Here is a 25,652-nt window from a genome sequence, read left to right on the forward strand (position 1 = left end):
CGGTCCTATTTGTTCAGGCCGGCCGTAGGCGACGCGCCGGGCGGCGTCGGCGCCACCGGAAGTGCCGATACGACAGCCCCGCGGATCATGCGATCAATCGCCAGCGGTGAGCTGGTGTCGATCGTTCCCTTGGTCACGAAGTCCACGACGTCGACGGGATACTCCACCGGGTTGTCGGTGTGGATGAAATGCCCGGTGTCCGGATAGATCTTCAGGATCGGCCGGTTACCTGCATTCGTCATGCGGGTCATGAACGGCGTAATGATATCGCGTCCGAGGTCGGTCAGACCATTGAAGGCGGTACCCGGAATGAACGGCTCCTTGTCACCGAAGGCGACGAAGATCGGGACCTTGATCTGGGTAAGCCGTTCGTAAAGGTTCTTCGGATCGTCCTGCTGAAGCTCCGCCACCATGGTGTAGATGTCGAAAATGAAGACGTTGGACCACTGCTCGAGTTCCTTCGGATTACCCTTGGTCAGCCCGACGCGCTGGTCCGTATGAAAATTGGCATACTCGCTGTCGTTCATGAAATAGCCGCTCTTGGAAGCAGCTACGACACCGGTCACTGGATCTCGCTTCTTGAAATAGTAGAAGTCGCGGATGTTCTGCTCGGAACGGGCGATTTCCGAGGCGAGGATGCCGGTCTGATCCCAGGTCTGCTTCCATTTGTCGAAGTCGCGAGCGAAGGAAGCGTCGAACAGGGGCAGCTTCTTGTCCTTGGAAATGGCGATCTCGCGCGGATATTCCTCGAGACCGGCGGGCGCCTCGAGCGCCAGCGCTTGCACCGCATCAGGCCAGGTCAAGGCGTAACCGAGGACCAACTGGCCGCCGAGCGAGTGGCCCAGATAGACTGCCTTCTTGACGCCGAGTTGGTTGACCACGAGATCATACACGACTTCGCGCATGTCCTGCATGGTGCGAGCCGGGCTCTTGTCGAGATTGCCGGGCCCGGACATACCGTAATGCGGCAGGTCGGGCACGATCACGCGCAGGCCGCTGCGCAGGGCGTACTGCATGATGTTGCCGTAGTGCCCGCCGAACGCCCCCTTGCCATGGATGATGACCAGAACCTTCGGATCCTTGTCCGTGCCGGCATATTCATCCATGTAGCCGATCTGCCAGGACGTGCCGCGGCTGTCCTTCGCGGTCGCGTATTTGACCGGATAGGGATAGGTCACAAACTCCTTCCAGAACGACTTCGCCGGATCGATGTTCGCGGCCACGGCGGGCACACGATAGTTCTTGTCCACGAACTGCTGCGCGCGGTCGAGGCTCGCAACGTCGTCCATGAACGCGACGAACTTCGGATCGTTCTTCCGGTGGTTGACGATCGAGAACACGCCGTAGTGGGCGACCGGGCTTTCCTCGGCAATCAACTGCGCTCCCGGCACGCGGTCGACCGCGCGCTCGGCCAGCTTGAAGTTCAGCCACAGGTCATTGGTGATGTGCATCACCATAGTGCGGGCCTGGATGCGGCCGAGATAGGGATTGACGTTATGGGTCTCGCCGACCCGGTTGCGCCACACGAGATCGACCGCGTCGTAAATCTTGGCGCGATTGGTCACGTTGAGACCGGCCTTCTCGTTCGGCGGATCCCAGTAGAAGACTTCCGGCTGCACCGAAGCGAAGCTCTGGGTGGTGCGAAACGCAAAATCATAGCCGGTCAGGCCGAGCACCGACCAGCCGAAGGCAACGCCTGGCACGGGATGTTTTTCCTTGGCTAGTTTGTAGTAGTCCCCCTTGGTGGCCTGCCACACCGGATCGGACTCGATTGCGGCGGTCATCATCTGGAAGGTCCAGTTGCCGACCGGATCCTCGGCGTCCGATTGCGTCGTACCGCCGATCGGCATCAGCGCGCCCATGAATTCCGGATGCATCACGCCCCAGACATAGGTCTGCGTGCCGCCCATCGAGACACCGGTGATCAACGCTGCCCGCGCGACCTTCAGATGATCACGCAGCATGCGATAGTTCGCCTGCACCATGTCGTAATAGCTGTACTGCGGAAACTTGATGCCAAGCCCGTCGGATGGCTTGCTGGCGCCCCAGGTCCCGAGCGGATCGACCATGATGACGTAGTAGCGGTCGGTATCGATCGGCCTGCCCGAACCGATCACGGGCACACCGCCCGACAGCGCGGTACCCTTGACCCATTGCTCGTACATGTCAGTGGAATCGCCTGAGTAATACGAGTTGATGATCACGGCGTTGGTGATTTCGCCTGCCGCGTTGCGGCGCGGCGTGCCGATTGCGATGTAGGCCGTCCGCAGCTTGCCGGCACCGAGCGATTCCAGGGTCGTTCCACCCTCACCACCATTTTCCCACTTGGAGGGATCTGCGAGGTCGTACTTGCCGCCGAGGCGGAAGTCAGCGATCTCGTAAGTTTTCTTCAAACCGTCATGCTGCATCTGCGATGAGCGCCGCGTGAACGGCTGTGCGATAGCGAGCGAGGTGCCGATCAAAAGCAACAACAGGCTGATGAAGCATCGCCTAATAGCTTGTCTTCCAATCATGGCGAATTCCTCCCGACAATTCCTTGGCCGAAGGCTAGGTGTGATGACGACCCGTCCTTTGATCTAACTCAAGGGAATCCCGACGGTGCGGGCAACGATATCAGCGCCAATTATCGCTGGACCGCCGGGATGCCTTTCCTCAGCCACGGATCGTACCGAATCCGCTACGAGCTCGACGGTCCCGCCATCGGCCCCGCGTATGTCCTGGTGAACGGGCTCACGCAATATGCCGAGCTGTGGGCGGCCTATCGCGACGCGCTGGTCGCCAAACAATTTCGCGTCGCAACATTCGATCTGCTTGGCCAGGGCACTTCCGACAAGCCGGCGCTGTTCATCAATCAGGACGACCAGGTTGCAGCGCTTGATCTGCTGATCGGCGAGCTCGGGGACGGCCCCGTCTTTCTCAGCGGTATCAGCTTCGGTGGCCTGATCGCGCTTCGTTATGCCATTACGCATGGCAAGCGGCTTTCCGGACTGGTGCCGATGAGTTGCTTCGCGGAGCTCTCGCCGCAACTCCTTCTGCTCGGCAACGCCATGCGCACCGGGCTGATCCTCGGCGGCACCAGCTATCTGCAGGATCTGCTGCTGCCGATGAATCTATCGGATCAATGGCTGAAGCCGTTGCTGGACAAGCTCGACAGCGTGAAGCGCCAGGGTTGGCTGGTCAACGACGTCTACGCCCTGCAGAACCTGATGGAATCCTTCCTTGATTTCGAGCCGCTGACGCCGCAGCTCGCTTCAATCGGCGTGCCGACCATGATCCTGAACGGCGAGTTCGACTTTCTGACGCCACGCGCCCTGCACGAAACCTTGCGCGTCCACATTCCCAACAGTTCGCTCGTGATCATTCCACGTGCCTATCACGCCTTCACCCTTGAGAAACCGGCTCTCACGGCAGACCTGCTGGCGCGCTTCGCCGAAGACGTTCTTGCCGGTCGCTGGCAAGGCAACAAGGCCGTGTGGATCGCCCCGGAAGAAGCCGGCGGCGCGCTAGCTCCGTTTCCAGCCGGCTACGATCATCTGCGCGCCATTCCCACGCAGGGAATGAATCCATGAGCGAATTTTTCGGACCACTGGATTCCCAATGCCGCGTGCCCCCGCGCCAGCAGACGCGCGTCGCAGCGTTCCTGATCTCGGCCCACGGCGCATTGGCGAGGCAGTTCGCGTTCACCCTGCCGATGAAGCTCGATCCCGCCTGGCAAACCGAATTGAACGCGCAGCTCCATCGTGAGAGCGAAATCATTTCCCTGCTGCTGCGCGCAACCTCGTGGGTGCCGGACCTCACCCTGGGCTATATGGCTGCGTCCTGGGAGACGGCATGGTTTCCAGCGCCGATGGAAGGGATCCCGGATCGGAGCTTGGCGGTGGCAGCCGGCCTCGCGACGCTCGCGCATGCCGTGCATGCCGGCATCCGGCCGGCCGCGTTGCTCCCGGTGGAAGCCAACGCCGACGATCCCTTTGTGATGGCGCTGCGCCGCATCGAGTTCGAGAGCGGCCGCCTGCTGCAGGCGCAAATCCTCTTCCTGAAGGGCCCGGAACTCGCGCCGTTTCGCAACGCCGTGAGCGCAGCCCTTGAAAGGCGTCACGCCGAGATTGGCAAGCTATGGGCCGAAGCGCTCGAAGGAGTCGGCATTACCATCCCTCGCACGGAATAGTGGGAAGCCTTGATGCAGATCAAAGGAGCGCTGAAGGGCTTCATCAACATGTCAGTCACGTCCGCCCTTTCATTGATCGCTTACTGGCTGGAGTTTCAGTCATGAGGGCCGTTTCCGTTGAAGAAGCCGTTGCGATGATCCCGCCCGGTTCGAGCATCATGGTTGGCGGATTCATGGGTGTCGGAACACCGGAACGCCTGCTCGACGAAGTCGTCAGACAGAGAAAGACCGACCTTTCGGTGATCAGCAACGACGCTGCCGTACCCGGGAAAGGCGTTGGCAAGCTGTTCGACGCGACTCTCGTATCGCGCCTGACCGCAACCCACATCGGCCTCAATCCGAAGGCGCAGCAGCAGATGCTGGCCAACCAGGTCGCCGTCGATCTCGTACCCCAGGGGACCTTTGTCGAGCGCATTCGTGCCGGTGGTTGCGGTCTCGGAGGGGTGCTCACGCCGACCGGCGTCGGCACCCTGGTTGCCGAAGGCAAGCGCCAGATCGAGGTAGCCGGAACGACATTTCTGCTCGAAACCGCGCTGCGGGCGAAGTTCGCCCTGGTTCACGCCTTTCTGGCAGATTACCTCGGCAACCTCACCTACGCGCTGACCGCACGCAACTTCAATCCCATCATGGCGATGGCCGCCGACACCGTGATCGTGACGGCGGAACACATCGTGCCTGTGGGCGTCATTGCACCCGACCACGTCGTGACCCCGGCGCCGCTCGTCGACTACCTCATTACGAACGGGTGAACCATGGATGCACAGACAATCATCGCCCGGCGTGTCGCACAGGAGCTCCATACCGGCGACCTCGTAAACCTGGGGATCGGCATTCCGACGCTGGTCGCCAACTATGTTCCGCCTGAGCTCAAGGTGTTCTTCCAGTCGGAAAACGGATTGATCGGCACGGGACCGATACCGGAGCAAGGGTTGGCTCATCCGCTTCTGACCGATGCGGGCGGCCGACCGATCAGCGCCCTGCCGGGTGCCAGCACCTTCGACAGCGCGATGTCCTTCGGATTGATCCGCGGCGGCCATGTCGATGTGACCGTCCTGGGCGGCCTGCAGGTCGACGGGCATGGACATCTCGCCAACTGGATGATTCCCGGCAAAATGGTCCCAGGAATGGGCGGAGCGATGGATCTCGTCAGCGGCGCCAAACGGGTTATCGTCGCCATGCAGCACGCCGCGAAGGGCAAATCAAAGATCGTCGCCAAATGCACCCTGCCGCTCACATCGACAAGGCCGGTGAGCCTGGTCGTGACGGACATGGCTGTCATCGCGTTCCTCGACGGTAGGGCGACCCTGCTGGAAACCGCGCCGAGCGTCAGCATCGCCGAGGTTATGGCCGTAACGGAAGCGGAGCTCGTCATTCCCGACACCGTCCCCGAAATGAAGATCTGACCGGGTAACGCACATGCGGATATTCAGCGACTTCAAAGAGATCAAATCCGCCGTCGGCACAGAGATTGGCGCGAGCGACTGGATCGAGGTCTCGCAGGGGCGGATCAACCTCTTCGCCGAAGCGACCTGTGACGAGCAGTGGATTCATGTCGACCAAGAGCGCGCGAAGCAGGAGTTGCCCGGCGGCACCACCATCGCCCACGGGCTGTTGTCGCTCGCGCTCGCGCCGCTCTTCATTCGATCGGTGATCGGTTTGAAGGGCTTGCGCAATACCCTGAACTACGGTGCGGACAGGATACGGTATCTGGCGCCGGTTCCGGCGGGCTCAAGGCTGCGCGGCCGCGTCACGATATCAGAAGCGGAGGACGTGCCGCCAGATGGCTTGCGCGTAAACTATCATCTCGTGATCGAGATCGAGGGCGGCAAGCGCCCGGCTTGCGTCGCCGAACTGATCGCCCTGCACTATCGCTAAAGCGGTGCGCCGGAGCGCGCCAAGCGCGCTCAATCGATGATGTGATAGCCGCCGTCGATGTAGAGGACGCTTCCGGTGATGAGCTTGGCGCCGTCGAGCGCCAGAAACGCGGTTGCTTTACCGACGTCGTCGATGCTGACGAGACTGCGCGCCGGCGCCTTCGATTGCGCCTTGTCCATCAGCTCGTCGAATTCGGGGATCCCCGACGCCGCGCGCGTGGCGAGCGGCCCGGGCGAGATCGCGTGAACGCGGATGCCTTTCGGGCCCAGTTCTGCAGCCACGTACCGGACGGCCGCTTCAAGCGCAGCTTTTGCCACGCCCATCACGTTGTAGTTCTCCACCACCATCTGGCTGCCATAATAGGTCATGGTGAATATGGTTCCGCCATTCTTCATCAACGGTTCGGCCAGATGGGCCATCCGCATGAACGACCAGCATGAGACATCCATGGTCTTGAGGAAGCCGTCACGGCCTACGTCCACCACGCGTCCATGCAGCGCCTCCTTCGGAGAGAACGCGATCGAGTGCAGCAGGAAATCGAGCTGCCCCCATTCTTTCCCGATCCGTTCGAACACCTGCTCCGTCTGACCCTCGACCATGACATCCATTGGCATGAAGATCGGTGCCTCCAACGCCTGTGCGAGCGGCTCGACATGTTTTTTAGCGCGATCGTTCAGATAGGTGACGGCGAGATCGGCGCCAAGCGCGCGAAAGGCCTTGGCGCATCCCCAGGCGATCGATTGATCGTTGGCGATGCCGACGATCAGGCCCTTCTTGCCCTTCAGCGCGACCTTGGTATCGGGGAATACGGGGATCATGACACCCTCTCATGTCTGGCACTGGACGATGGCCTGTTCAACAGCAGCGACAATGTATGCTGCGCGATCATCAGTTCCTCGTCGGTCGGTATGACGTAGACCGGAATACGGCTGTCGGAACGCGATATCAGGCGCGCGTGGCGAGAATTCTCGGCCGGATCGAGCGCAACGCCGAGCCATGCCAGCTGATCGGCGATGCGAGCCCGCACGCCCACCGAGTTTTCCCCGATACCGGCTGTAAAGACGAAGGCGTCGAGGCCCTGCAACGCGGCCGCCAGCATGCCGGCGTTGAGCCCGATCCGGTAGACGAAATAATCGATCGCCAGTTTCGCCTTGGGATCCTTGCTCGCCTCCAGCTCGCGCATATCGTTACTGACACCGGAGAGGCCTTTCAATCCGCAGTCGCGATAGAGGAAATTCTGCACGTTGGATGCCGACATTCCCTTTTCGGAGATGAGATAGAGCACGACGCCGGGGTCGATTTGCCCCGGGCGCGTTCCCATGGGAAGTCCGTCGAGGGCGGTGAAGCCCATGGTGCTCTCGGCGCTGCGTCCTTGCTTCAGCGCGCACATGGAAGCGCCGCTACCGAGATGCGCGACGATCACCCGCCCCTTTGCGGCTTCGGGTGCGATCTGCGGCAAGGTCTTCGCGATATATTCGTACGAGAGACCGTGAAATCCGTAACGCCGCACGCCTTCGGCATGAAGCTGATGCGGGATCGCATAGTAGTCCGCGACCGCGTCATGCGTACGGTGAAACGCGGTGTCGAAGCAGGCCACCTGCGGAAGAGTCGGAAAATTGGCCAGAAGCGAGCGGATCGGGGCCAGGTTATGCGGCTGATGAAGCGGGGCCAGCGCGACGAACCGCTCCAGCCTGGCGACGACGCCATGGTCGATCAGCACCGGCCGGTCATAATCCGGACCGCCATGAACGACGCGATGTCCGACAGCCATCGGGTTGATGCGAAGCTCGTCCCGCAGCCATGCGCCGGCGATACCCATCGCGGCCGGAATGTCCGGGACCGATTCGATCGGATAGGCGCGGTCGGCCAGCGGATCGCTGTCCGCACCACTCGCGCGCAGACGAGGACGGCTGCCAATGCCATCCATCTGGCCCTTGATCAGCCGGCGTAGCTTCCCCTCTCCCTCAATCGAAAAGACCTGGAACTTGACGCTTGAGGAGCCTGCATTGACGACAAGGATCGTATCCATGGCGATCACGCGGCAACCGTTGGAGCATGCTGACGTCTTGCATGGGCATAGAGCCCCGCCACCGCGCAGGACGCCATCCGTGCGCGCGCCGAGTCAGCGCGCGACGTCAGAACGACGGGCACCCGGGCGCCGAGCACGATGCCGGCACCATCCGCCTTGGCGAAGTAGGCTAGATTCTTCGCCAGCATATTGCCGGCCTCGAGGTCGGGAACGAGCAGGATCTGCGCCCGGCCGGCAACCTCTGACTTGATTCCCTTGATCCGTGCCGCCTCCACATCGATCGCATTGTCGAAGGCCAGCGGTCCGTCAAGCATGCCGCCTGTAATCTGCCCGCGATCGGCCATCTTGCAGAGCGCCGCCGCCTCGATCGTGGATGGGATCTTGGAGGTGACGGTTTCGACCGCCGACAGGATCGCCACACGCGGTAACCTGCCGAAGCCGGCTTGCGTGTAGAGATCGATGGCGTTCTGGATAATGTCCCGCTTGGCATCGAGATCGGGAAAGATGTTGATGGCCGCGTCCGTGACAAACAGGGTCTCGGCATAGGCGGGCACGTCCATCACGAACACATGGCTGATCCGCCGGTCGGTCCGCAAGCCGCCCACCTTCGCGGTGACGCTCCGCATCAATTCGTCGGTGTGCAGGCTGCCCTTCATGAGCATTTCGCCCTTGGCAGCGTGAATGAGCTCTACGCCCTTTGCGGCTGCCTCCTCGCTATGTGCTGCATCGACGATCTCGAAGCCTGAGATATCGAGCCCAAACCGGCTTGCCGTACTCCTGATCTTTGCCTCCGGTCCGACCAGCACCGGCCGGATGATACCGGCCGCCGCGCTGTCCACGACACCATGCAGCGAGGTTTCGTCGCAGGGGTGCACGACAATCGTCGGCACCGGCGGAACAGCCTTGGCCGCCGCGATCAAGCGGTCATATTTGCTGGGCGTTCCCGCTTGGCGTGTCTCGGCTGACATCGTTTCACTCCCAATCCTTCCAACCGGCGTTACGACGCCTTCGCCTTGGGATCGAAAGGGGCGACGTTCGAAGCCCTCTCCGAGGATCCCTCAGCATCCACGCCAAACAGCTCCGCGACGCGTTGCAGACGGTTCGCGACCTCGCCCGATATCGCGGCGCTGGCGGACAACACTTCGCGGATCGCAGCAAAGGCAGTACGGCGATCATCGGCGTTGTCGGGCAACAGTTTCGGAATGGCGGCCAATGCAGTTTCCCGATCCAGCAGCAACATGAAGAACTGCTCGCGGACCAGCATCTTGAACTCGGACAGCGTCAGCCGCGCGCCGGTGTCGTTGCGACGAAGGTTACGCAGCGCTTCAAGGCTGCGCTCGTCCACCATCCCCCGGGCGGACCCGACATACAGCAGGCCGCGAACGGCCGCTTCCCGAAGACCTCCCTCGCCGATCCTGGACTTCAACTCGGCGATCCGTGCCTGCAGCATCTCGCGGTGCTGGGCCGACATTTCCCGCCGGCGCGACGGTACCGACTGCGGATCGATTCCGACGGCCGCCTGAACCGCCGCCGAGCCGTAGACGGCAAGGAAGATCGCTTCGCTGAGCGCCTCCTGCGAATCGCGCCAGCCGTCGAGCGCATGAACGATCTGCTTGGAGACCTGCTCCTGGAACGCCATGAACGGATTGTCCTTCGAGACAGGTTTGCGATCCTCGCTCACCTTCTCCGCCAGCGACTCCACCGCGGGCATGAAGGGATTGCGGCTGCTGAAAAGCTCGTATTGAAGCCGTAGCGGATGCAGATTGCGCATCGACTCCGCCATCTGCGGCGTCACCAAGCCCTTGATCCAGGGCTGGAGGAACTTCTGGTAAGCGGCGAGATTGATCTCGGACACGCGCTTGGCGGCCGCAAACCGCCGTTCATCCTCCGGCGAATTGCCGCCCATGGCGCGGATGTCATCCAGCGTCCGGGCCTCGCAGCGCATCACCCACTGCCCGACGGCGAGATCGGCATTCGTGGTATCCGCGTCCTTGGCCTCGAAAGTCGCCTCATAGAGGCCGGGCGGCAATACGTCGATCAGGTCGATGTTGCTGGAGAATTCCGCATGTTCCTTTTTGGCGATGCCGCCGGAAACGAAGATGCCGAGATGGCCGACGCTTTCATGAACCGTGTAGACAATCGTCTGCCCGTAGGCCCTGATTTCATCAACGTCGGCGTAGAGGTCGAGGATCCAGTCCAGCGCCTGCTGCGGTGGCGTGATGTTGTCGCCCTTGGAGCAGAATACCAGGATCGGCGATCTGATATTGCGCAGATCGACCGTCTGACCGTCAGACATCTTGATCCGGCCGGCGGCGAGGTTGTTGCCGACGAAGAGTTCGTCGACGATGAACTGAATCTCCTCGGCATTCAGGTTGACATGTCCGCCCCACCAGCGTTCGAATTCGAGGTATCGTTCGGCCTCGGTATCGACCTTTGAGTAGACGTTGTACTGCTTGGTCCACAGCGTGTTCGACGGATTCTGGTTCTCGAAATTTTGCACCAGCCAGGCGCCGTCGAACTTGCCTCCCCCAAGATCACTGGTCAGCGCAGTCAGCCAGCTTCCTCCCAACAGGCCACCGGAATAGCGCATCGGGTATTTGCCATGCACACCCGCCCAATAGGCAAGCGGTGCGCCAGCGACGATGATCGGTCCGAACAGTTCCGGCCTCAGCGACGCCAGGATCATGACGGCCCAGCCGGCCTGGCAGTTTCCAATCACGCAAGGCTTGCCGTCGGCTTGCGGATGGCGGCTGATGACTTTCTCGATGAACACCGCTTCGGCGCGCGCGATGCGTTCGATGGTCTGTCCAGGCATCGGTTCCGGCAGGAAGCCGATGAAATAGCAGGGATGGCCTGCTTTCATCGCGACACCGATTTCGCTGTCCGCCTTGAAACCGCCGATTCCCGGACCATGCCCGGCGCGCGGATCGACCACGATGAAGGGGCGTCGGTTGAGATCAATTTCGACATCTTTGGGAGGAATGATGCGCACGAGCGCATAATTTACCGGCTCATCCAGCTTGCGGCCATCGACGATCAACTCGGCGGCATACTGCAGGACATGCGGCGCGGTTTGGGCAATGTGTTCCCGATACTGGTCGCCGCGCCGACGCATGACATCCAGGAACAGGACACTCCGCTGGCCCGCATCCATCATGTACTCTACGGCCGAAGCGACAAGCCCTGACATCGGTCCGCCCGGCAACGTTGCATTGTTCATAGACATGTCTCGACCTCACTGTCGTGTAATTCATTCAAGGTGCCCCGCGGAGTCGAACGTTGACTTAGGTCAACGTTCGACAGTCAGTCCGGCAATGGCCTCGCGCCGGCGCGATCGGTGCGTATCCAGGCCACCGCCAGTTCCCAGGCCAGGGAGAGAATGATCGGTCCGATAAAAAGACCAATGATTCCGTGCGCGAGCGTTCCTCCGATCACCCCGATGAAGATCACGAGTGTGGGCGTCGTCAGGCCGCGCCCCATGACGAGCGGTTTCAGGATGTTGTCGAGTATGCCGACGATGCCCAGATACAATGTCAGCAGGAGCGCCGTGGTGAAATCCTTGTCCACCCAGATCCAGATGATCACGGGAAGCAGGACGATTGCGGCGCCGATCTGCACGATCGTCAGGATCATGACCGCGAAGGCCAACAGGCCGGCGCCGGGAACATCTGCCAGCTTGAACCCGATACCGGCCAGCAAGGACTGGATAATTGCGACGCCGATGACGCCCTGGGATACCGCGCGGATGGTCGCTCCTGCCAGTTCCAGAAAATGTTCGCTCTGCTCGGGCACTACCCGGGACAGGAAACCCCTGCCCGCCGCCACGAGTTGCGGCCCGCGGGAAAAGAGAAAGCCGGCCAACGCGACAGACAAAAGGAACTTGAGTGTTCCCAGGCCGGCATTGCCCGCAAGGGTGAGCATAATGCCCGCCAAGGGCTTCAGATGAGGAGCAACCTCGCGCAAGACTGCTCGAATGTTGTTGGATGCTTGATTCCAGATCTCGTAAAGCTGCGGACCGACAAGCGGCCAATTCTTGACTTGGCCTGGTGGTGAAGGAACTATCAGATCGCCAGCACTGAGTTTTTCGGCGAGGTCCCTTACCCCGTCTACCGCGCTCAACCCGAGCCAGGTGGCCGGCCCGATGACGATCCCGAGATTGACGGCGGTGAGGATTGCCGCCGCGAGCCTCGGGCGACCGCCGAGCAGCCTCGCAAGAAGACCGAAGACAGGATTGAGCGCGACGGCGAGGACGATGCTCCAGGCCAGGATCGGTACAAAGGGACGGATCAGAACGAACGTCCAGTAGATCAGGAAAGCGAGCAATCCAAGCCGGATCATGAGCTGGATAACGTCGTCTCCCGGCAAGTACTGGCGAAGGGTTTTCAAGGGAGCGCCTTCATCTGAGAGCGGGCATGCTGTCCGTCAGGCTACCTGCCCCTCTCGCGCAGTAGTCTTGATCCAGATCAAGCGACCGCAAGCCGGCCCAGGCTTCATCGGCAGGCGCCGATCGAGGCCGACGCCTCGTTGTCCGCATATGAGGCCCCATGTCCGAGGCCACCAACTACACCGCGCGCGAGCTTCTCAGCGACGGCAGCCAAATCGATATCCGCGCTCTTCGGCCGGAGGATGAGGCTGACATGCTCGCTGCCGTCGGAAAGGCCAGCGCGCAGTCGCTGCAGCGCCGCTTCTTCGTCATGAAGCGCCACTTCTCGGACAAGGAGCGCGCCTTCTTCATGAATATCGATTTCAAGAACCATGTCGCGATTGTCGCGGTCGCGGAGGAAGCCGGCCGCAAGGTCATCGTCGGGGGCGGCCGGTACATTGTTTTCGAGCCGGGACGGGCCGAGATGGCATTTGTCGTCGTCGATACCTGGCAGGGACGCGGCATCGGCTCGATCCTGATGCGTCATCTCGTCAAGATCGCGAGCGATGCCCGACTGCAGGAATTGACGGCAGACGTTCTGCCCGAAAACGCCGCGATGTTAAAGGTATTTGGAAAGTTCGGCTTCAAGCCCGCCACGCGCCGAGACCCCCAGACAGTGCATCTGGTGCTGGAGCTCACGTAGGACCGCTCCGGAATGCTTGCATAAGCCTACCTCAGGCCCAGCAGCGAGCGACGGTAACCGCTATCGCGCGCTTCATTCCTGCAGACGAAGCTGCCGGTATGTCCCGACGCGTAGCGCCTCTGACCTTTCAGGTAATAGCGTCCGCTTCTGAAATCGAGCCAGACGACAGTGTCCACGGGACAATGGCGTTGCGCCTGGGCTTCATAGCGGAACGGCGCAAGAGTTTGCGCCATCGCGCTCTGTGGCGCACATAAGATAAGGGCAAAAAACGTAACGGAACAGCTGTAGAAGTACAGTCGCATGTCGCGCCTGTTTTCGTTGGCCTCAAACTGGTACACAGTGACGCCCCTTATCCCAATCTTGAGCCTTCAACGCCGTTTACCGACGCGTGTAAGCGTTGGGCAGGAATAACCTCCAAACAGCCGGGGCGTCCGCAGGTGCCTCGTACTGAACGATGCACTCACGATGGCGGTGAAGGAACGGCCGCCTGGACCCCTGCCAGGGCCGCCTGCAAGGCCGCTTCCTTGGTATGGTCGAGAGACGTTTTTAGTACCGTACCACCCTCTCCCTTGAGCCCCTCAAGCACTTTGTCTGCGGTGACCTTCCGCACCAGCACGAAGAGCGCTGCCGTTCCGGGCTGGATGGCAGCAGCGGTTTCTTTCATCCATTTGTCGTCGATACCGACATCTGTCAAATATCCGCCAAGCGTGCCAGACGCTGCCCCGAGGACCGCTCCGGCCAACGGCATTAAAAAGATCAGGCCAATAAGGGTTCCCCAAAAGGTGCCCGAGACCGCACCAGCAGCCGTGGTGTTGATCAATTGATTTAGCTTGATGCGTCCCTGGATGTCCTTCACCGCAATCGCCGCATCGCCCAACTCGATGAGATACTCCTTCTGCATTGCCAGCAATTTCTGACGAACCTCCTCCGCCTTCGCCTCCGTAGGAAACGCGATCACGACGAGATCACTCATTTGCAGTCCTCCTTTATCACACCGGTCCGTGCGATCCCGGCGGAACCATATAGAGCGTCATGGCGAATATTGCGTAGATGAACACAAGTAAAGCGCCAATGAACCATGCCGAACGACCGCTGTTCGTGACGAAGGTGGCCGTGACGGTGGCGATCATCACCATCGTCACTGCGCCCGGCCAGAACTGCAGATCCATCGGCTTGGGCCCGATGACGTAGCTGAGGAGCACAAGTACCGGTGCGACGAACAGCGCGATCTGGGAAGCGCTTCCGAGCGCGATGCTGACGCTCATGTCCAGGCGGTTCTTGCGCGCAGCGGAAAATGCTACCGCCATCTCGGCCGCGGCGCCGACGAGTGCGACGATGATGAAGCCGACGAAAGCCGGGCTCATCCCCAACGTCTCGGCCGCCTTTTGCACGGACTCAACGAAAATTTCGCTTACCAGTGCCACCAACACCGTGACAACGAGGAGCGTGCCGACCGCGAGGCCGATCGGCCACTTGGCCTCCTCCGTCTCGCCATGCTCTTCGCTCGCAAAGAGTTCCTTGTGCGTCTTTAGCGAGAACAGCAGGCTCAATCCGTAGGCCACGATAAGCAATATTGCGAGGCCGGCGCTGAGTTTCTGAGCCATCGCCTCGCCTCGCGTCACATCCAGTTCGGAGACCGCCGCCGGAGCGAGGAGCGCAATCGTAGCCATCAACAGCAACGCCGAATACATCCTTCCCCCGGCGCGATTGTATTCCTGAACGTGGTACCGGAGGCCACCCAACAGAAACGACGCTCCCAGCATGAAGAGCGTGTTGGTAACGATGGCGCCGGCAATCGACGCCTTCACCAACATGTACTCTCCGGCACGGAGCGCCGTCACCGCAATGATCAACTCCGTCAGATTCCCAAGCGTCGCATTCAGCAACCCGCCTACCGCGTCACCCGTCTTTGCGGAGACGGCTTCGGTTGCATGACTGAGAAGGGCGGCAAGCGGAACGATTGCGAGGACTGCCAGCACAAACAGGAGCGTGTGAGCCTCGGGCACGATCCTTGCTGCGACCAGCACGACTGGCACAAATATCAGCGTCCAGAGTAACGGGGTGTGTCGGATTTCCGTTAGCAGAGGGTTCATGGTGTTGGCGCCTCCTTCTTGACCGTCGTCAGAGATGAGCGAGTTCACGCTTGAGGTCACCCACGCGGACTGGACGAGGAATGAACCGCCGGTCACGGTTTTGCACCTAACGCGCGTTCATCGGGAATAGTGTGGGCAAAACCTGCAACACGACGCATGGCAGCTTCCTGGCAATCACTCGGCCGTCGGGTCCTCGTTGAGAAGACATTGACCGCTCAGCGGACATTGAACGTAGGACAAGTCTCCACTGCGCAACTCACGTTGATCTAGATCAACGGGTGCCTTCGTTGATTTGACGAGATCTGAGGCCGTACAGGCGACGTTATCCCCTGGCTGCCTCCCCGATTGTCTGAACGCCTGTCGCTTGGACATGAGGATTTACCATGGCTGAAACACCCAAACTCTCCGTTGAGATGCAAGTAGGATGCACATGGTGTTCTTTGCAAATGGAGAAAGCCGATGAGATATGCCACAAAGGCTGCCCTTGCAGCTTCTTCCTTCGCGTGTGCGGTATTGTTGTCCTTCGCTTGGTCTGAACAAGGCGGCATCTCACTGTCAGTCGAGAGCGCCCAGGCACGGGTCGGCCGCCCGCTGACACCCGTGAGCGTCGCGGGTGTCGCGCGCCGCCAGACACGGCGGGCTGTGTACGGCGCTGGGATCGCAGGTGCCGCCGTGATCGGGACGGCCGGCGCGATCGCTGCCGCACCCTACTATGGTGGAGCGGGCTATTATTCCGGTGGTCCTTACGCGGCTTACGGCTACCCCGTGCAGGACTACGCGACGCGCAATGGCTTTGTCTGCCGGCCCCGCACCATGGTACGCCTCGACGACGGCTTGCAGCACCCCTGCCAGTAGAAGTGAAAGAGGCAGCTGTTCGAGCTGCCTCTTTGTTATTTTACCCTATCGTAACACAAAAAGTCCGTCGGCGCTCGTCGCCCTGAATGCACCTGCGGCGCAATGATAATGATGGCTGTCAGCATCGCACCGTGGCACATTACCGTCATTCTGGCACAGGCGTGATTGCGGACCGTGAGCCATGGCATGCTCGACGCGGGGTTGGCTTATTCTAATAATGCTGATTTTTTCCACGATCAGCGCTGCTGCGGCAGAGCCGAAGCGCGTGCTGCTGTTGCACTCGTTCGGTCCGCAATTTGTACCCTGGGCCTTCTTTGCAGGACATTTCCGAGAGGAACTCTTCAAGCAATCGCCAGACAAGATCGATCTCTATGAAGCCTCGCTCGAAGGGGCACGATTTCAACAACCGGACGAGCAAGGCCCGATCGTCGATTATCTGGCGGCTCTTTTCGGCACGCGAAAGCTCGACCTGATTGTGACGATTGGCGCGCCGGCTGCTTTTTTTGTTCAGAAATACCGGGCGCAGTTCTTCCCCTCCATCCCACTGGTCATCGGTGGGCCGGAGCAGCGAGCCATCAACTACGGCACGCTCACTTCGCTTGATGCACCGGTCCCGGTGACGCTGGACTTCAGGAAGTGGATCGAAAATATTTTGGAAGTTCTCCCGGACACGACCCACATCGCATGGGTTGTTGGTGCGTCTCCCCTTGAGAGGTTCTGGACGGAGGAGTTCCGCCGTACATCGCAGCCCTTCACGGACAGAATATCATTCGAATGGTTCAATGACCTGCGATTTGAAGATATGTTGAAACGCATATCGCAACTGCCGCCGCACTCTGCCGCATTCTACGTGGACCTTCGTGTCGACGCAGCCGGCGTTCCGCTGGACCGGGATCTGGTTCTACCGAAACTTAGAGAGGCTACCAACGCGCCCATCTTCAGCTATATTGACAGCTACCTCGGGTCGGGCATCGTTGGCGGGCCGATGCTCTCCAGCGAGGAAGTAGGACGACGGATGGCACAAGCCGCTGTTCGCATCCTGAGCGGCGAATCCCCAGGTGACCTCAAAATGCAACCGGTGGCCATTGGGGTACCGCAGTACGACTGGCGGGAACTTCAGCATTGGAACGTCAGCGAGGATCGGCTTCCCGCCGGCAGTATGGTTCGTTTTCGCGAGCCGACGGTGTGGCAGCAATATCGCTGGCAGATCGCCTTGATGTGCGCGGTGTTCCTGCTGCAGGGCGTGCTGATCTCCGGCCTGTTGTATCAGCGCCGGCGGCGCCTCTATGCCGAAGTTCAATCGCGGCAACGCTCGGCGGAACTGGCCCACATGAACCGCTTTTCCACGGCTGGTGAACTTACCGCCACGATCGCGCACGAGATCAACCAGCCGCTGGGCGCTATTCTGACCAACATCGAAACAGCTGAAATCATGATCAAATCTCCGACCCCCGATCTGCAGGAGATCGGGGAAATCCTCGCCGACATACGCCGGGATGACGCGCGCGCCAGCGAAGTCATTGGCCGATTGCGGAGCCTGCTGAAGAAGGCACCATTTGAGCCCAAACATATTGATCTCAACGATGTTGTGCGCGAGACCATGCAGTTTCTTTCGGCGCTGGCGATTGCGCGGGAAGTTGGCTTGACCAATTTCATTGCACCGACGCCACTTCCCGTCAAAGGTGATCTAATTCAACTTCAGCAGGTCATCCTGAATCTGATCGTCAACGCTATGGATGCGATGTCAGGCATGCCTAGCGCTGAACGCAGGATTACCGTCACGACTGCACGTGACGGCAATTCTGCCGAGCTCTCTGTTTCGGATGTCGGTCCGGGCATTCCCGTTGAGAAACTCAAGGAGGTGTTCGAGCCGTTTTTCACGACAAAACCCCAAGGCATGGGCATGGGCTTGTCGATTGCGCGAACCATCGTCGAAGCCCACGGCGGACGGCTGTCGGCAGAGAACCTGGCGGGACGCGGCGCGGCGTTTCGCATGAGACTGCCGCTTGCCGCGCCGTCAGGGGCAAGCGAGACAATGAACTGAGACAAACATCAGGAAACATCGGGAGTTCCGATTGTCTCAAGAAATGATAGGTGCTTGATTTCTCTGCAAGCCGTCAGCACTGCCGGGCCCGCCAGCCTTCGCTCGCGAAGCGAGTGAAGGCTGCCGCGCCGGAGCCTCTTGGCGAGGCGGGCTGCTCGGCCCGCGAGCTACGGCTCGGCAAGCCGCGCAAGCAATCGACCGGCGTGACCCAAAGACGGAACTGCGCTACCTTGCCAAGATAAAAACGAGGGGAAGCGCCAAACGTGTACGACTTCATCATCGTTGGTGGCGGGTCGGCGGGATCCGTACTGGCCCACAGGCTGTCCACCAGCAGCGCCAACAAGGTCCTCCTCTGCGAGGCGGGACAGGACACACCGCCCGGCAACGAGCCGTCCGAGATTCTGGATAGCTATTCGGGCCTGGCCTATTTCGATCCGCGCTTCCACTGGACCGGGCTCAAAGTCACGACCCAGGTCGTCAGCCACAACAACCCCGAGGAACGCCCGCCCTTGCGCAAATATGAGCAAGCGCGCGTGCTGGGCGGCGGCTCCTCCATCAATGGCCAATTGGCCAATCGCGGCGCGCCGACCGACTACGATGAATGGGAAGCGCGCGGCGCTGCCGGCTGGAACTGGAACGACGTGCTGCCCTATTTCAGGACGGTCGAGCGCGACCTCGACTTCGACGGGGCGTTCCACGGCAAAGACGGCCGTATCCCCGTCCGCCGCATCCCGCCGGAGCACTGGACAGGACATTCGCAGGCCGTGGCCGAGGCCTGCGAGCTCGCCGGCTATGATTTCCTGCCCGACCAGAATGGTGAGTTCGTTGAAGGCTATTTCCCGGTCACGCATTCCAATCAGGCCGAGCAGCGCGTCTCGGCCGCGATGGGCTATCTCGATCGCGAGACGCGCAGGCGCGCCAACCTGACCATCTCGACCAATACGCAGGTGAAGGAGCTCTTGTTCGAGGGCACGCGCTGTGTCGGCGTGAAGGCGGTGGTCGACGGCAGAGAGCAGGAGTTCCGCGGCCGCGAAGTCGTACTCTCCTGCGGCGCGATCCACTCACCGGCGCATCTCCTGCGCTCCGGCATCGGCCCGGTCGGTCACCTGAAGGACATGGGCATTCCCGTCCTGATGGGCCTTGAAGGTGTCGGCCAGCGCTTGATGGATCATCCCTCGATCTCATTGTCGTCATTCGTCCGCCGCAGCGCACGCATGAATGAGCACACCAGACGCCACATCCAGCTTGGGCTGCGTTACTCCTCCGGGTTGCCCGGTGTGCCAAGAGGCGACATGTTCGTTGCCGTCCTCAGCAAGTCTGCCTGGCATGCGGTCGGCGCGCAGATCGCCTCGCTGCTCACCTTCGTCAACAAGACCTACTCCGAGACCGGACAGGTAAAGCTCGCCTCGCGCAATCCGGAGGCGGAGCCGGTCGTCGAGTTCAACCTCCTGTCGGACCGGCGCGACCTCGACCGCCTCATGAGCGGCTTTCGCAAGATGGCGGCACTACAGATGACCGCGCCTGTCAGAGCCGTGACCGACAAGCCATTCCCGGCTTCCTACACCGACCGTGTGCGCAAGATCGGCGTGGTCAATGCCAAGAACAAAATCCTCACCTCGATTGCCGCCGCCTTGATGGACGGGCCGGCGGCGCTACGCCATTACATGATCGATACGTTCGTCGTCGAAGGATTCACGTTCGACGACGTGATGAACGACGGCGACGCGCTGGAAGCCTTCGTGCGCCAGGCGGCCATCGGCGTATGGCACGCCTCGTGCTCATGTCGCATGGGCCGGGCCGACGATCCGATGGCGGTCGTCGATACGCAGGGCCGCGTCAAGGGCGTCCAGGGCTTGCGCGTCGTCGACGCCTCGATCTTCCCGGTGGTGCCATGCGCGAACACCAACTTCCCAACCCTGATGGCGGCCGAGAAGATCGCCGAAGCCATGATGCAGTAAGGTATTTCCGCATCGTCATGGCCGGGCATAGCCGTCCGAAGGACGGCGTCGCTTCCGCTCGCCTATGACCCGGCCATCCACGTCTTTTTCACGCGGAAACTAAGACGTGGATGCCCGGCATCGCAGACAAGTTTACGCAGTCTGCGCACGCTTGACTGCTACGGCCGGGCATGACGAATCTTGGTGGAGGCGTTTGTCCTAAGCCCCGTAACCCGGCGCCAGCTTGAACGCGCCATTCTTGAGCGAATTGGCCTCGACCATGACGATACCCTCGTCCGGATAGCCGTCGTGGCGTTCGGGCGTGAATGAGATGTCGCCGAAGACGCCGGGATAGCCGTTCAGCTTGTTGAGATAGCCGACGATCTGTTCCGGTTCGGCGCCGGCGTTCTTCACCGCCTGCGCAATCATGTTCGGCGAGTCATAGCCGACCGCGACCCACCACAGAAGCGTATCGCTGAGCTCGATCCTGGCGCTCTTCAGTCGGTCGAGGAAGGCGGCGGTGCGATCGGTGAGCTTGCCGTCGGCGTCATAGCAGACCGGACGGAAATTGTTGGGATAGACCCTGGCCCAGTATTCCGGCTTTTCCAGCAAGGCCCGGGTCTGGCCGGAGCCGAGCGTGGTCTGGCCCACGATCGGCACGTCCCATTGCATCTGCCCGCGTGTATTGATGATACGGGAGAGGAATCCGGGATTCACGCTCCAGGGCATGATCGCCTCCGCTCCGGCGGAGCGCATGCGCAGGATTTCGGCTGTGAGATCCGGATTGGCGGCGTCGATGTTGCCCTGGTAGACGATTTCCGCGTTCCTGGCCTTGAGCATCGGCGCATAGGCGTTGACCGAGGCGGTGCCGTAGCCGGTGGTATCGCTGATCACCGCCACCTTCTTGCACTTGAGCACGTCCACCACATAACGGTTGGCGGCGGCGCCGATCTGCTGGTTGGTGGAGGCGTTGCGGAAACACATCGGATATTTCTTCGGATCAGTCAGGCTGTCGACCCAGCACGGATGGATCTGCGGCGTGTTCGCATGGGCGAGCAGCGGCACGACCGCGAGCGACTCGCCGGAATTGACTGGACCCAGGACGACGCTCACCTTGTGTGCGTGGATGAGCTCGGCGGCTCCGTTCACGGCCTTGGTCGGTTCGCTTTGGGTGTCGCGGACGATCAACTCGATCTGCCGCCCGTCGATGCCACCGGCCGCGTTGATCTCCTGCACGGCGAGCTGGACTCCGCGATTGATCCCGATCCCGGTGGAGGATGAGGGACCGGTGAGCGCCGGTAGATAACCGATCAGGATCGGCTCCTTGGCGGCGATCGCGGGCTTGGCGACGGTGCTTGCAATCGCGGCGGCGGCGGACGCCAGCGCTTGACGACGGGTCAGCGACATTTTGATTTCCTCCCTACGTGTTCTTGATTCACTCCCGAACTTGCCGAGGTTTCTTTGGGGTCGGATTTCTTCGATATCCGCGACGGACTATAGCCTTGGCTTGACTGATCGCATAGCGACACCCTTAAAGCTCAACCCGGCGTTGCGATCGCGTGATCCCGTCATGCGGACCGGCCTATGATGCAGCGCATCATGCGAGGTGATCCAATTCCACTCTCGCGCCATAGGGCGTGAACTCATGAATCAAAGGTGTCTGTTGACGTCCGCTTTGATCGAGGCACGTCGCTCTGGCTTGGCCCTTTGAGCAGGGCATACAGCGCTTGTCGGTTCTGGCCGCGGACACCTTGACGCGCGGAGAGCAACGACCCCGCCAACACCGAGCACTGCGATCCTCGCGCACGACTTGGCTCAGCCTGCTGGATCGAAAAATGAGTGCCGGAGCTATGCCTTGCCAGCACCAACGTCCGGCGAAACCTGGGTTCCGATAGCATGGCTGATCCCTTGCGGTCTCCTCTGAAAGGTTTCAGATTAGGTCCACCGAGCGGGTCAGTTTGATCTGCAGACGACTGCCTGCTTGATCCTCTGGTCTATGGTGGGGGAATCACATGCCCATTAAACCGCTCGCCGTTACGGACAGGGACCTGATGCGCGCCCGTCAAATCGAGCGCTCGTGGACGCCGCCCCTTAAGGGGCTCTCCTGCGATGAAGCTGAGATCATTGCGAGGGCGATCGCGCAGGGCATCGCGGAGGGCCGCAAGCAAGGTTTGGAACTGGCCAAGGATCTGGCTCACTCGCCCTAAGCACCTTGGGGATTCATCAGATCGACGGAGCAGAAGCGGACCGCCATCTGCCGGCTTTATTGTTGCATCTTGAGCCGGCGTCGATGAGCAGCCTGTTTCGCGCGGTTGCCGCAGATCGCCATGATGCACCATCGGCGCGCACGGCCTCGCGTATGGTCGGCGAACATCAGCGTGCAGGCCGGCCCCTCGCACGCCTTCACGTTTGAGAAGTCTTCTTCGCAAACGAATTTCGCCAGCGCTTCACCGATCGGCAGCAGCAGCGCTTCCGGCGACCTCCATCGGCGCATCGTTCGAAACGCCAGACCCGCGCCATGGCCGCGGTCGTGAGCTACGATTCGCCCGAACCCTTCATCGCGTTCGAGCAGCCGGTTCAGCGGCGCCAACTCGCGCAGGTCTGCTGAAGTAAGCGGCCGCCCTTTGCGCTGCCGGACGAATCCTCTGAACCATTCACGCAGGCTTCGCGCCTGAGCCGCGACGTTGTCGAACTCTCCGGGCATCGCCTGTGCCCGCAAAGCTTCAAGCGTTTCGGCCGGTACGAGTTGCGCCTGCGCCAGCCAGGCCAGCAGACCATCGCCGTCGTCGATCCAGTCGATTTCCGTGTCCACCGGAGTCGCAACCGAATTCAGGAAATCCAGACCGAGCGCGTCGGCGACGAATATCGCGGGCGGGCGCTGAGGCACCGTTTGAGCGTGCGGGGTTTTGGTCATCTCTGCGCCTTGGTCATCTTTCAGTCACAAAATAACCCCTCTGAGCCCTCTTGACAAGTTATTCTTGTTGGAAGTAACCCCTATATAGCATTTAGACAGGTTACTCCAAAGAGAACCAGCAAGGAGGTGAGAAATGTCTGTCAACGATGTGAGCGTGGTGCTCGTCCATGGCGCCTGGGCCGACGGATCGAGCTGGAGCAAGGTGATCGGCCCGCTCAGGGCTGAAGGCACCCGGGTCGTTGCCGCACCGCTGCCGCTGACCTCTCTGGCCGACGACGTGGCCGCGCTTGACCGGACCCTGGAGCGGATCGAAGGCCCGGTCGCGCTGGTCGGCCATGCCTATGCCGGCGCCGTGATTGCGGCGACCCGCGACGAGAAAGTCGGATCGCTGGTCTATGTCGCGGCACTCGCCCCCGACGAAGGGGAGACGGTCGCGGATGTGTTTTATCGCGCCGCGCCGCATCCGCAGGCGCCCTTGCTGGCCCCTGACAAGCATGGCGCGATCTGGCTTCCCGAACACGCCTTTGCCGAGGCGTTCGCTCAGCATGCTTCCACCGAAGAGCGGGCATTGCTGGCTGCCGTTCAGCGGCCGATCGCTGCTGCCTGTATCGGCGTCAAGGTGGGCCGGCCGCTTTGGAAGGATCGTCCGAGCTGGTTCCTCGTGGCCGAGCAGGATCGCATGATCATCGCAGACACCCAGCGTTTCATGGCGGAACGCATGCAGGCGAAGGTGCGTTCACATCCGGTCGATCATATGCCGATCGTGACGGCGCCCGGCGTCGTCGTGGACATCATCCGCGAGGCCGTGCGCGCCGCAACGGCGGTCCGCACGCCAGGCCGGTGAGATAGCCACCCCCCATCTCAAGGAACTGCAAAAGGCACCGCGATCCCGCGCCAACGGCAGCTACACAAGACGGCCAATAACCTTCCCTGCCCTTCAATATGGTTACAAACCCAGGAGAACCCCAATGACTGCGATCAAATACCGGTCCGCGGATGTGGACGGCCTAAAGATCTTTTATCGCGAGGCCGGGGCCCCCGATGCGCCGGCGCTGCTGTTGCTTCACGGCTTTCCGAGCGCGAGCCACATGTTCCGTGATCTCATCCCACTTCTCGCCGATCGCTTCCACATCATCGCACCCGACCTGCCGGGCTTCGGCCAATCTGACATGCCGGCGCGGAGCAACTTCACCTACACATTCGACCACATCGCCGGAATCATCGACCGCTTTACCGAAGTGATCGGGCTGAAGCGCTTTGCGATCTATGTCTTCGACTATGGCGCGCCGACAGGTTTTCGGATCGCCGCAAAACATCCCGACCGCATCACCGCGATCATCTCGCAGAACGGCAACGCCTATGAAGAGGGGCTGAGCGAGGGCTGGAATCCGATTCGCGCGTATTGGAAGGAGCCGTCGCAAGCCAATCGCGAGGCGCTCCGCGCCTTCCTCGCGCCCGAAACGACGCGCTGGCAATACACCCATGGTGCGGCTGACGAGGTGACAGTCTCTCCAGACGGCTTGTCGCTGGACAATTTCTATCTGGCGCGCCCCGGCGCCGATGAGATCCAGTTGGACCTGTTCGGCGACTACAAGAGCAACATCGCGCTCTATCCGGCTTTCCAAGACTACTTCCGCACGCACAAGCCGCCATTCCTGGCGGTGTGGGGCAAGAACGATCCGTTCTTTCTGCCGCCCGGCGCCGAGGCCTTCAGGCGCGACATTCCCGGTGCGGTCGTCCGCTTCTTCGACACCGGCCATTTCGCGCTGGAGACGCATGCCGCAGAGATCGCCGCAGCGATTCGCGAATTCCTCGCCGTCCACATCTGAAGACCGGGAGACATCACATGTCGACATCCGTAGCGATCGTCACGGGCGCGAGCCAGGGCATCGGCCGTTCCACCGCCATCCGACTCGCACGCGACTTTTCGTCGATCGTGCTCGCCGCGCGCGACCGTCCCAATCTCGACAAGACGGCCGAGGCGGTGAAGGCGGCCGGCGCCGAACCGCTCGTCATCGATATCGATCTTTCCGAGATAGCGGCCGCGAAAAGCATTGTCGACCAGACGCTCTCCGCATTCGGCCGGATCGATGCGCTGCTCAACATCGCTGGCGCGGTGCCGCAAATCGATCTCTTCGAGATGACCGACGCGCAATGGGATGGCGGCCTTGCGCTCAAGCTGCACGGCGCCCGCCGGCTGACGATCGCGGCATGGCCGGCGTTGAAGCGAGCCAAAGGCTCGGTCGTGCTGATGTCGGGGAATTCCGCGCTGTTCCCCAAGGCGCCCTACGCGGCCGTGGGCACGATCAACGCGGCGATCGTGGCGCTCGCCAAGGCTTTTTCGGATCGCGGCATCGCCGACGGCGTCCAGGTCAACAGTGTTCTGCCCGGCCCGGTGATGACCGGCCGGCGGCGTTCCTACCTCGCGCATTGGGCGCCGCTGCACAACATGACCGTGGAGCAGGCGACCGCGAAATTCCCGCAGGAAGCCGGCATCGCACGCTATGGCGAGCCGGAGGAGATCGCCGAACTGATGGCCTTTCTGGTATCGCCGGGCGCCCGCTGGATGACCGGCTCGACGCTGCGGATGGATGGCGGCGAGGTCAAATCGGTTTGAGGCCTGGAATACCCGTACGGACTGAAGACGAAGGCGGGCCGCGTTGCACGCGAG

General features: G+C 61.3%; 24 protein-coding genes. 13 read left to right on the plus strand and 11 right to left on the minus strand.

Annotation, left to right across the window (positions count from 1 at the left end):
* Nucleotides 1–5: 5 nt before the first annotated feature.
* Entirely contained in the window at nucleotides 6–2,513 is a 2,508-nt protein-coding gene (locus tag V1289_RS12005; RefSeq protein ID WP_334397155.1) for an alpha/beta hydrolase, read from the minus strand.
* A gap of 129 nt (nucleotides 2,514–2,642) precedes the next feature.
* Here V1289_RS12005 and V1289_RS12010 point away from each other — a divergent pair, with 129 nt between their 5' ends.
* The 5 genes from V1289_RS12010 to V1289_RS12030 all read left to right on the plus strand — a co-directional run bounded on the left by V1289_RS12010 (nucleotide 2,643) and on the right by V1289_RS12030 (nucleotide 6,043).
* Nucleotides 2,643–3,569, plus strand: coding sequence for an alpha/beta fold hydrolase (locus V1289_RS12010; RefSeq protein ID WP_074270931.1), 927 nt, complete (start codon nucleotides 2,643–2,645; stop codon nucleotides 3,567–3,569).
* Nucleotides 3,566–4,168 carry a hypothetical protein gene (locus tag V1289_RS12015; protein ID WP_334397156.1) on the plus strand — a complete coding sequence of 201 codons (603 nt, stop codon included), beginning with the start codon at nucleotides 3,566–3,568 and terminating at the stop codon, nucleotides 4,166–4,168. Before V1289_RS12010 ends, V1289_RS12015 begins: the two co-directional genes overlap by 4 nt.
* Before the next feature lie 101 nt (nucleotides 4,169–4,269).
* Nucleotides 4,270–4,917, plus strand: a complete 648-nt coding sequence (locus V1289_RS12020; RefSeq protein WP_334397157.1) for a CoA transferase subunit A — start codon at nucleotides 4,270–4,272, stop codon at nucleotides 4,915–4,917.
* A gap of 3 nt (nucleotides 4,918–4,920) precedes the next feature.
* Entirely contained in the window at nucleotides 4,921–5,571 is a 651-nt protein-coding gene (locus V1289_RS12025) for a 3-oxoacid CoA-transferase subunit B (protein ID WP_334397158.1), read from the plus strand.
* A gap of 13 nt (nucleotides 5,572–5,584) precedes the next feature.
* Complete coding sequence (locus tag V1289_RS12030) at nucleotides 5,585–6,043, plus strand: MaoC family dehydratase (protein ID WP_334397159.1); 459 nt, start codon at nucleotides 5,585–5,587, stop codon at nucleotides 6,041–6,043.
* A 29-nt stretch (nucleotides 6,044–6,072) separates the two neighbouring features.
* On the opposite strand, the gene fabI is transcribed toward V1289_RS12030, so the two are convergent.
* The 5 genes from fabI to V1289_RS12055 form a co-directional block, all read right to left on the minus strand.
* Nucleotides 6,073–6,861 (minus strand): enoyl-ACP reductase FabI, encoded by a 789-nt coding sequence (gene fabI / locus V1289_RS12035; RefSeq protein WP_334397160.1) that lies wholly within the window; start codon nucleotides 6,859–6,861, stop codon nucleotides 6,073–6,075.
* A complete protein-coding gene (locus tag V1289_RS12040; protein ID WP_334397161.1) occupies nucleotides 6,858–8,072 on the minus strand; it encodes an acetate/propionate family kinase in 1,215 nt (404 codons plus the stop codon). The genes fabI and V1289_RS12040 overlap by 4 nt, the downstream gene beginning before the upstream one ends.
* 5 nt (nucleotides 8,073–8,077) lie before the next feature.
* Entirely contained in the window at nucleotides 8,078–9,040 is a 963-nt protein-coding gene (locus V1289_RS12045; protein WP_334397162.1) for a phosphate acetyltransferase, read from the minus strand.
* Nucleotides 9,041–9,069: 29 nt separating this feature from the next.
* Nucleotides 9,070–11,298, minus strand: a complete 2,229-nt coding sequence (locus V1289_RS12050; protein WP_334397163.1) for a DUF3141 domain-containing protein — start codon at nucleotides 11,296–11,298, stop codon at nucleotides 9,070–9,072.
* Between the two features lie 77 nt (nucleotides 11,299–11,375).
* The gene (locus V1289_RS12055; RefSeq protein ID WP_334397164.1) at nucleotides 11,376–12,458 is read right to left on the minus strand and encodes an AI-2E family transporter; all 1,083 of its coding nucleotides are present in this window, start codon (nucleotides 12,456–12,458) and stop codon (nucleotides 11,376–11,378) included.
* A 158-nt stretch (nucleotides 12,459–12,616) separates the two neighbouring features.
* Between V1289_RS12055 and V1289_RS12060 the strand changes: the two genes are divergently transcribed.
* Nucleotides 12,617–13,138, plus strand: coding sequence for a GNAT family N-acetyltransferase (locus V1289_RS12060; RefSeq protein WP_334397165.1), 522 nt, complete (start codon nucleotides 12,617–12,619; stop codon nucleotides 13,136–13,138).
* 26 nt (nucleotides 13,139–13,164) lie between these two features.
* Here V1289_RS12060 and V1289_RS12065 read toward each other — a convergent pair whose 3' ends face one another.
* The 3 genes from V1289_RS12065 to cax form a co-directional block, all read right to left on the minus strand.
* On the minus strand, nucleotides 13,165–13,476 hold the full coding sequence (locus V1289_RS12065) for a hypothetical protein (RefSeq protein WP_334397166.1): 312 nt from the start codon (nucleotides 13,474–13,476) through the stop codon (nucleotides 13,165–13,167).
* 122 nt (nucleotides 13,477–13,598) lie between these two features.
* A complete protein-coding gene (locus V1289_RS12070; protein WP_074270941.1) occupies nucleotides 13,599–14,111 on the minus strand; it encodes a DUF1269 domain-containing protein in 513 nt (170 codons plus the stop codon).
* 16 nt (nucleotides 14,112–14,127) lie between these two features.
* On the minus strand, nucleotides 14,128–15,231 hold the full coding sequence (gene cax / locus V1289_RS12075) for a calcium/proton exchanger (protein ID WP_334397167.1): 1,104 nt from the start codon (nucleotides 15,229–15,231) through the stop codon (nucleotides 14,128–14,130).
* Between the two features lie 459 nt (nucleotides 15,232–15,690).
* Between cax and V1289_RS12080 the strand changes: the two genes are divergently transcribed.
* The 3 genes from V1289_RS12080 (at nucleotide 15,691) to V1289_RS12090 (ending at nucleotide 20,088) form a co-directional block, all read left to right on the plus strand.
* Nucleotides 15,691–16,086, plus strand: coding sequence for a hypothetical protein (locus tag V1289_RS12080; RefSeq protein WP_334397168.1), 396 nt, complete (start codon nucleotides 15,691–15,693; stop codon nucleotides 16,084–16,086).
* A gap of 217 nt (nucleotides 16,087–16,303) precedes the next feature.
* Nucleotides 16,304–18,130, plus strand: coding sequence for a sensor histidine kinase (locus tag V1289_RS12085; protein WP_334397169.1), 1,827 nt, complete (start codon nucleotides 16,304–16,306; stop codon nucleotides 18,128–18,130).
* Between the two features lie 263 nt (nucleotides 18,131–18,393).
* Nucleotides 18,394–20,088: a GMC family oxidoreductase gene (locus V1289_RS12090; protein ID WP_334397170.1), complete on the plus strand. Its 1,695-nt coding sequence runs from the start codon at nucleotides 18,394–18,396 to the stop codon at nucleotides 20,086–20,088.
* A 198-nt stretch (nucleotides 20,089–20,286) separates the two neighbouring features.
* Here the strand turns inward: V1289_RS12090 and V1289_RS12095 are convergent, their stop codons facing one another.
* Complete coding sequence (locus V1289_RS12095; RefSeq protein WP_334397171.1) at nucleotides 20,287–21,474, minus strand: ABC transporter substrate-binding protein; 1,188 nt, start codon at nucleotides 21,472–21,474, stop codon at nucleotides 20,287–20,289.
* Nucleotides 21,475–22,079: 605 nt separating this feature from the next.
* On the opposite strand from V1289_RS12095, the gene V1289_RS12100 reads away from it, so the two are divergent.
* On the plus strand, nucleotides 22,080–22,274 hold the full coding sequence (locus tag V1289_RS12100; RefSeq protein WP_334397172.1) for a hypothetical protein: 195 nt from the start codon (nucleotides 22,080–22,082) through the stop codon (nucleotides 22,272–22,274).
* 56 nt (nucleotides 22,275–22,330) lie between these two features.
* On the opposite strand, the gene V1289_RS12105 is transcribed toward V1289_RS12100, so the two are convergent.
* Nucleotides 22,331–22,981 (minus strand): CGNR zinc finger domain-containing protein, encoded by a 651-nt coding sequence (locus V1289_RS12105; protein ID WP_334397173.1) that lies wholly within the window; start codon nucleotides 22,979–22,981, stop codon nucleotides 22,331–22,333.
* Nucleotides 22,982–23,114: 133 nt separating this feature from the next.
* Here V1289_RS12105 and V1289_RS12110 point away from each other — a divergent pair, with 133 nt between their 5' ends.
* From V1289_RS12110 to V1289_RS12120, 3 genes are all read left to right on the plus strand, one after another.
* Entirely contained in the window at nucleotides 23,115–23,825 is a 711-nt protein-coding gene (locus V1289_RS12110; RefSeq protein WP_334397174.1) for an alpha/beta fold hydrolase, read from the plus strand.
* Nucleotides 23,826–23,949: 124 nt separating this feature from the next.
* Nucleotides 23,950–24,810: an alpha/beta fold hydrolase gene (locus tag V1289_RS12115; RefSeq protein WP_334397175.1), complete on the plus strand. Its 861-nt coding sequence runs from the start codon at nucleotides 23,950–23,952 to the stop codon at nucleotides 24,808–24,810.
* Between the two features lie 17 nt (nucleotides 24,811–24,827).
* Nucleotides 24,828–25,598: an SDR family oxidoreductase gene (locus V1289_RS12120; RefSeq protein WP_334397176.1), complete on the plus strand. Its 771-nt coding sequence runs from the start codon at nucleotides 24,828–24,830 to the stop codon at nucleotides 25,596–25,598.
* The last annotated feature ends 54 nt before the right edge of the window (nucleotides 25,599–25,652 follow it).

The sequence above is a fragment of the Bradyrhizobium sp. AZCC 2289 genome, assembly GCF_036924615.1.
Classification (GTDB): Bacteria; Pseudomonadota; Alphaproteobacteria; order Rhizobiales; family Xanthobacteraceae; genus Bradyrhizobium.

Bases quoted from the DNA above. Each gene is read 5' to 3' on its own strand.
- V1289_RS12020 (WP_334397157.1), top strand. From the start codon at position 4,270: ATGAGGGCCGTTTCCGTTGAAGAAGCCGTTGCGATGATCCCGCCCGGT.
- V1289_RS12095 (WP_334397171.1), bottom strand. From the start codon at position 21,474: ATGTCGCTGACCCGTCGTCAAGCGCTGGCGTCCGCCGCCGCCGCGATT.
- V1289_RS12005 (WP_334397155.1), bottom strand. From the start codon at position 2,513: ATGATTGGAAGACAAGCTATTAGGCGATGCTTCATCAGCCTGTTGTTG.
- V1289_RS12045 (WP_334397162.1), bottom strand. From the start codon at position 9,040: ATGTCAGCCGAGACACGCCAAGCGGGAACGCCCAGCAAATATGACCGC.
- V1289_RS12085 (WP_334397169.1), top strand. From the start codon at position 16,304: ATGCTGATTTTTTCCACGATCAGCGCTGCTGCGGCAGAGCCGAAGCGC.
- V1289_RS12120 (WP_334397176.1), top strand. From the start codon at position 24,828: ATGTCGACATCCGTAGCGATCGTCACGGGCGCGAGCCAGGGCATCGGC.
- V1289_RS12110 (WP_334397174.1), top strand. From the start codon at position 23,115: ATGTCTGTCAACGATGTGAGCGTGGTGCTCGTCCATGGCGCCTGGGCC.
- V1289_RS12080 (WP_334397168.1), top strand. From the start codon at position 15,691: ATGAGATATGCCACAAAGGCTGCCCTTGCAGCTTCTTCCTTCGCGTGT.
- V1289_RS12015 (WP_334397156.1), top strand. From the start codon at position 3,566: ATGAGCGAATTTTTCGGACCACTGGATTCCCAATGCCGCGTGCCCCCG.
- cax (WP_334397167.1), bottom strand. From the start codon at position 15,231: ATGAACCCTCTGCTAACGGAAATCCGACACACCCCGTTACTCTGGACG.
- V1289_RS12030 (WP_334397159.1), top strand. From the start codon at position 5,585: ATGCGGATATTCAGCGACTTCAAAGAGATCAAATCCGCCGTCGGCACA.
- V1289_RS12025 (WP_334397158.1), top strand. From the start codon at position 4,921: ATGGATGCACAGACAATCATCGCCCGGCGTGTCGCACAGGAGCTCCAT.
- V1289_RS12105 (WP_334397173.1), bottom strand. From the start codon at position 22,981: ATGACCAAAACCCCGCACGCTCAAACGGTGCCTCAGCGCCCGCCCGCG.
- V1289_RS12050 (WP_334397163.1), bottom strand. From the start codon at position 11,298: ATGTCTATGAACAATGCAACGTTGCCGGGCGGACCGATGTCAGGGCTT.
- V1289_RS12070 (WP_074270941.1), bottom strand. From the start codon at position 14,111: ATGAGTGATCTCGTCGTGATCGCGTTTCCTACGGAGGCGAAGGCGGAG.
- V1289_RS12060 (WP_334397165.1), top strand. From the start codon at position 12,617: ATGTCCGAGGCCACCAACTACACCGCGCGCGAGCTTCTCAGCGACGGC.
- fabI (WP_334397160.1), bottom strand. From the start codon at position 6,861: ATGATCCCCGTATTCCCCGATACCAAGGTCGCGCTGAAGGGCAAGAAG.
- V1289_RS12010 (WP_074270931.1), top strand. From the start codon at position 2,643: ATGCCTTTCCTCAGCCACGGATCGTACCGAATCCGCTACGAGCTCGAC.
- V1289_RS12115 (WP_334397175.1), top strand. From the start codon at position 23,950: ATGACTGCGATCAAATACCGGTCCGCGGATGTGGACGGCCTAAAGATC.
- V1289_RS12100 (WP_334397172.1), top strand. From the start codon at position 22,080: ATGCCCATTAAACCGCTCGCCGTTACGGACAGGGACCTGATGCGCGCC.
- V1289_RS12040 (WP_334397161.1), bottom strand. From the start codon at position 8,072: ATGGATACGATCCTTGTCGTCAATGCAGGCTCCTCAAGCGTCAAGTTC.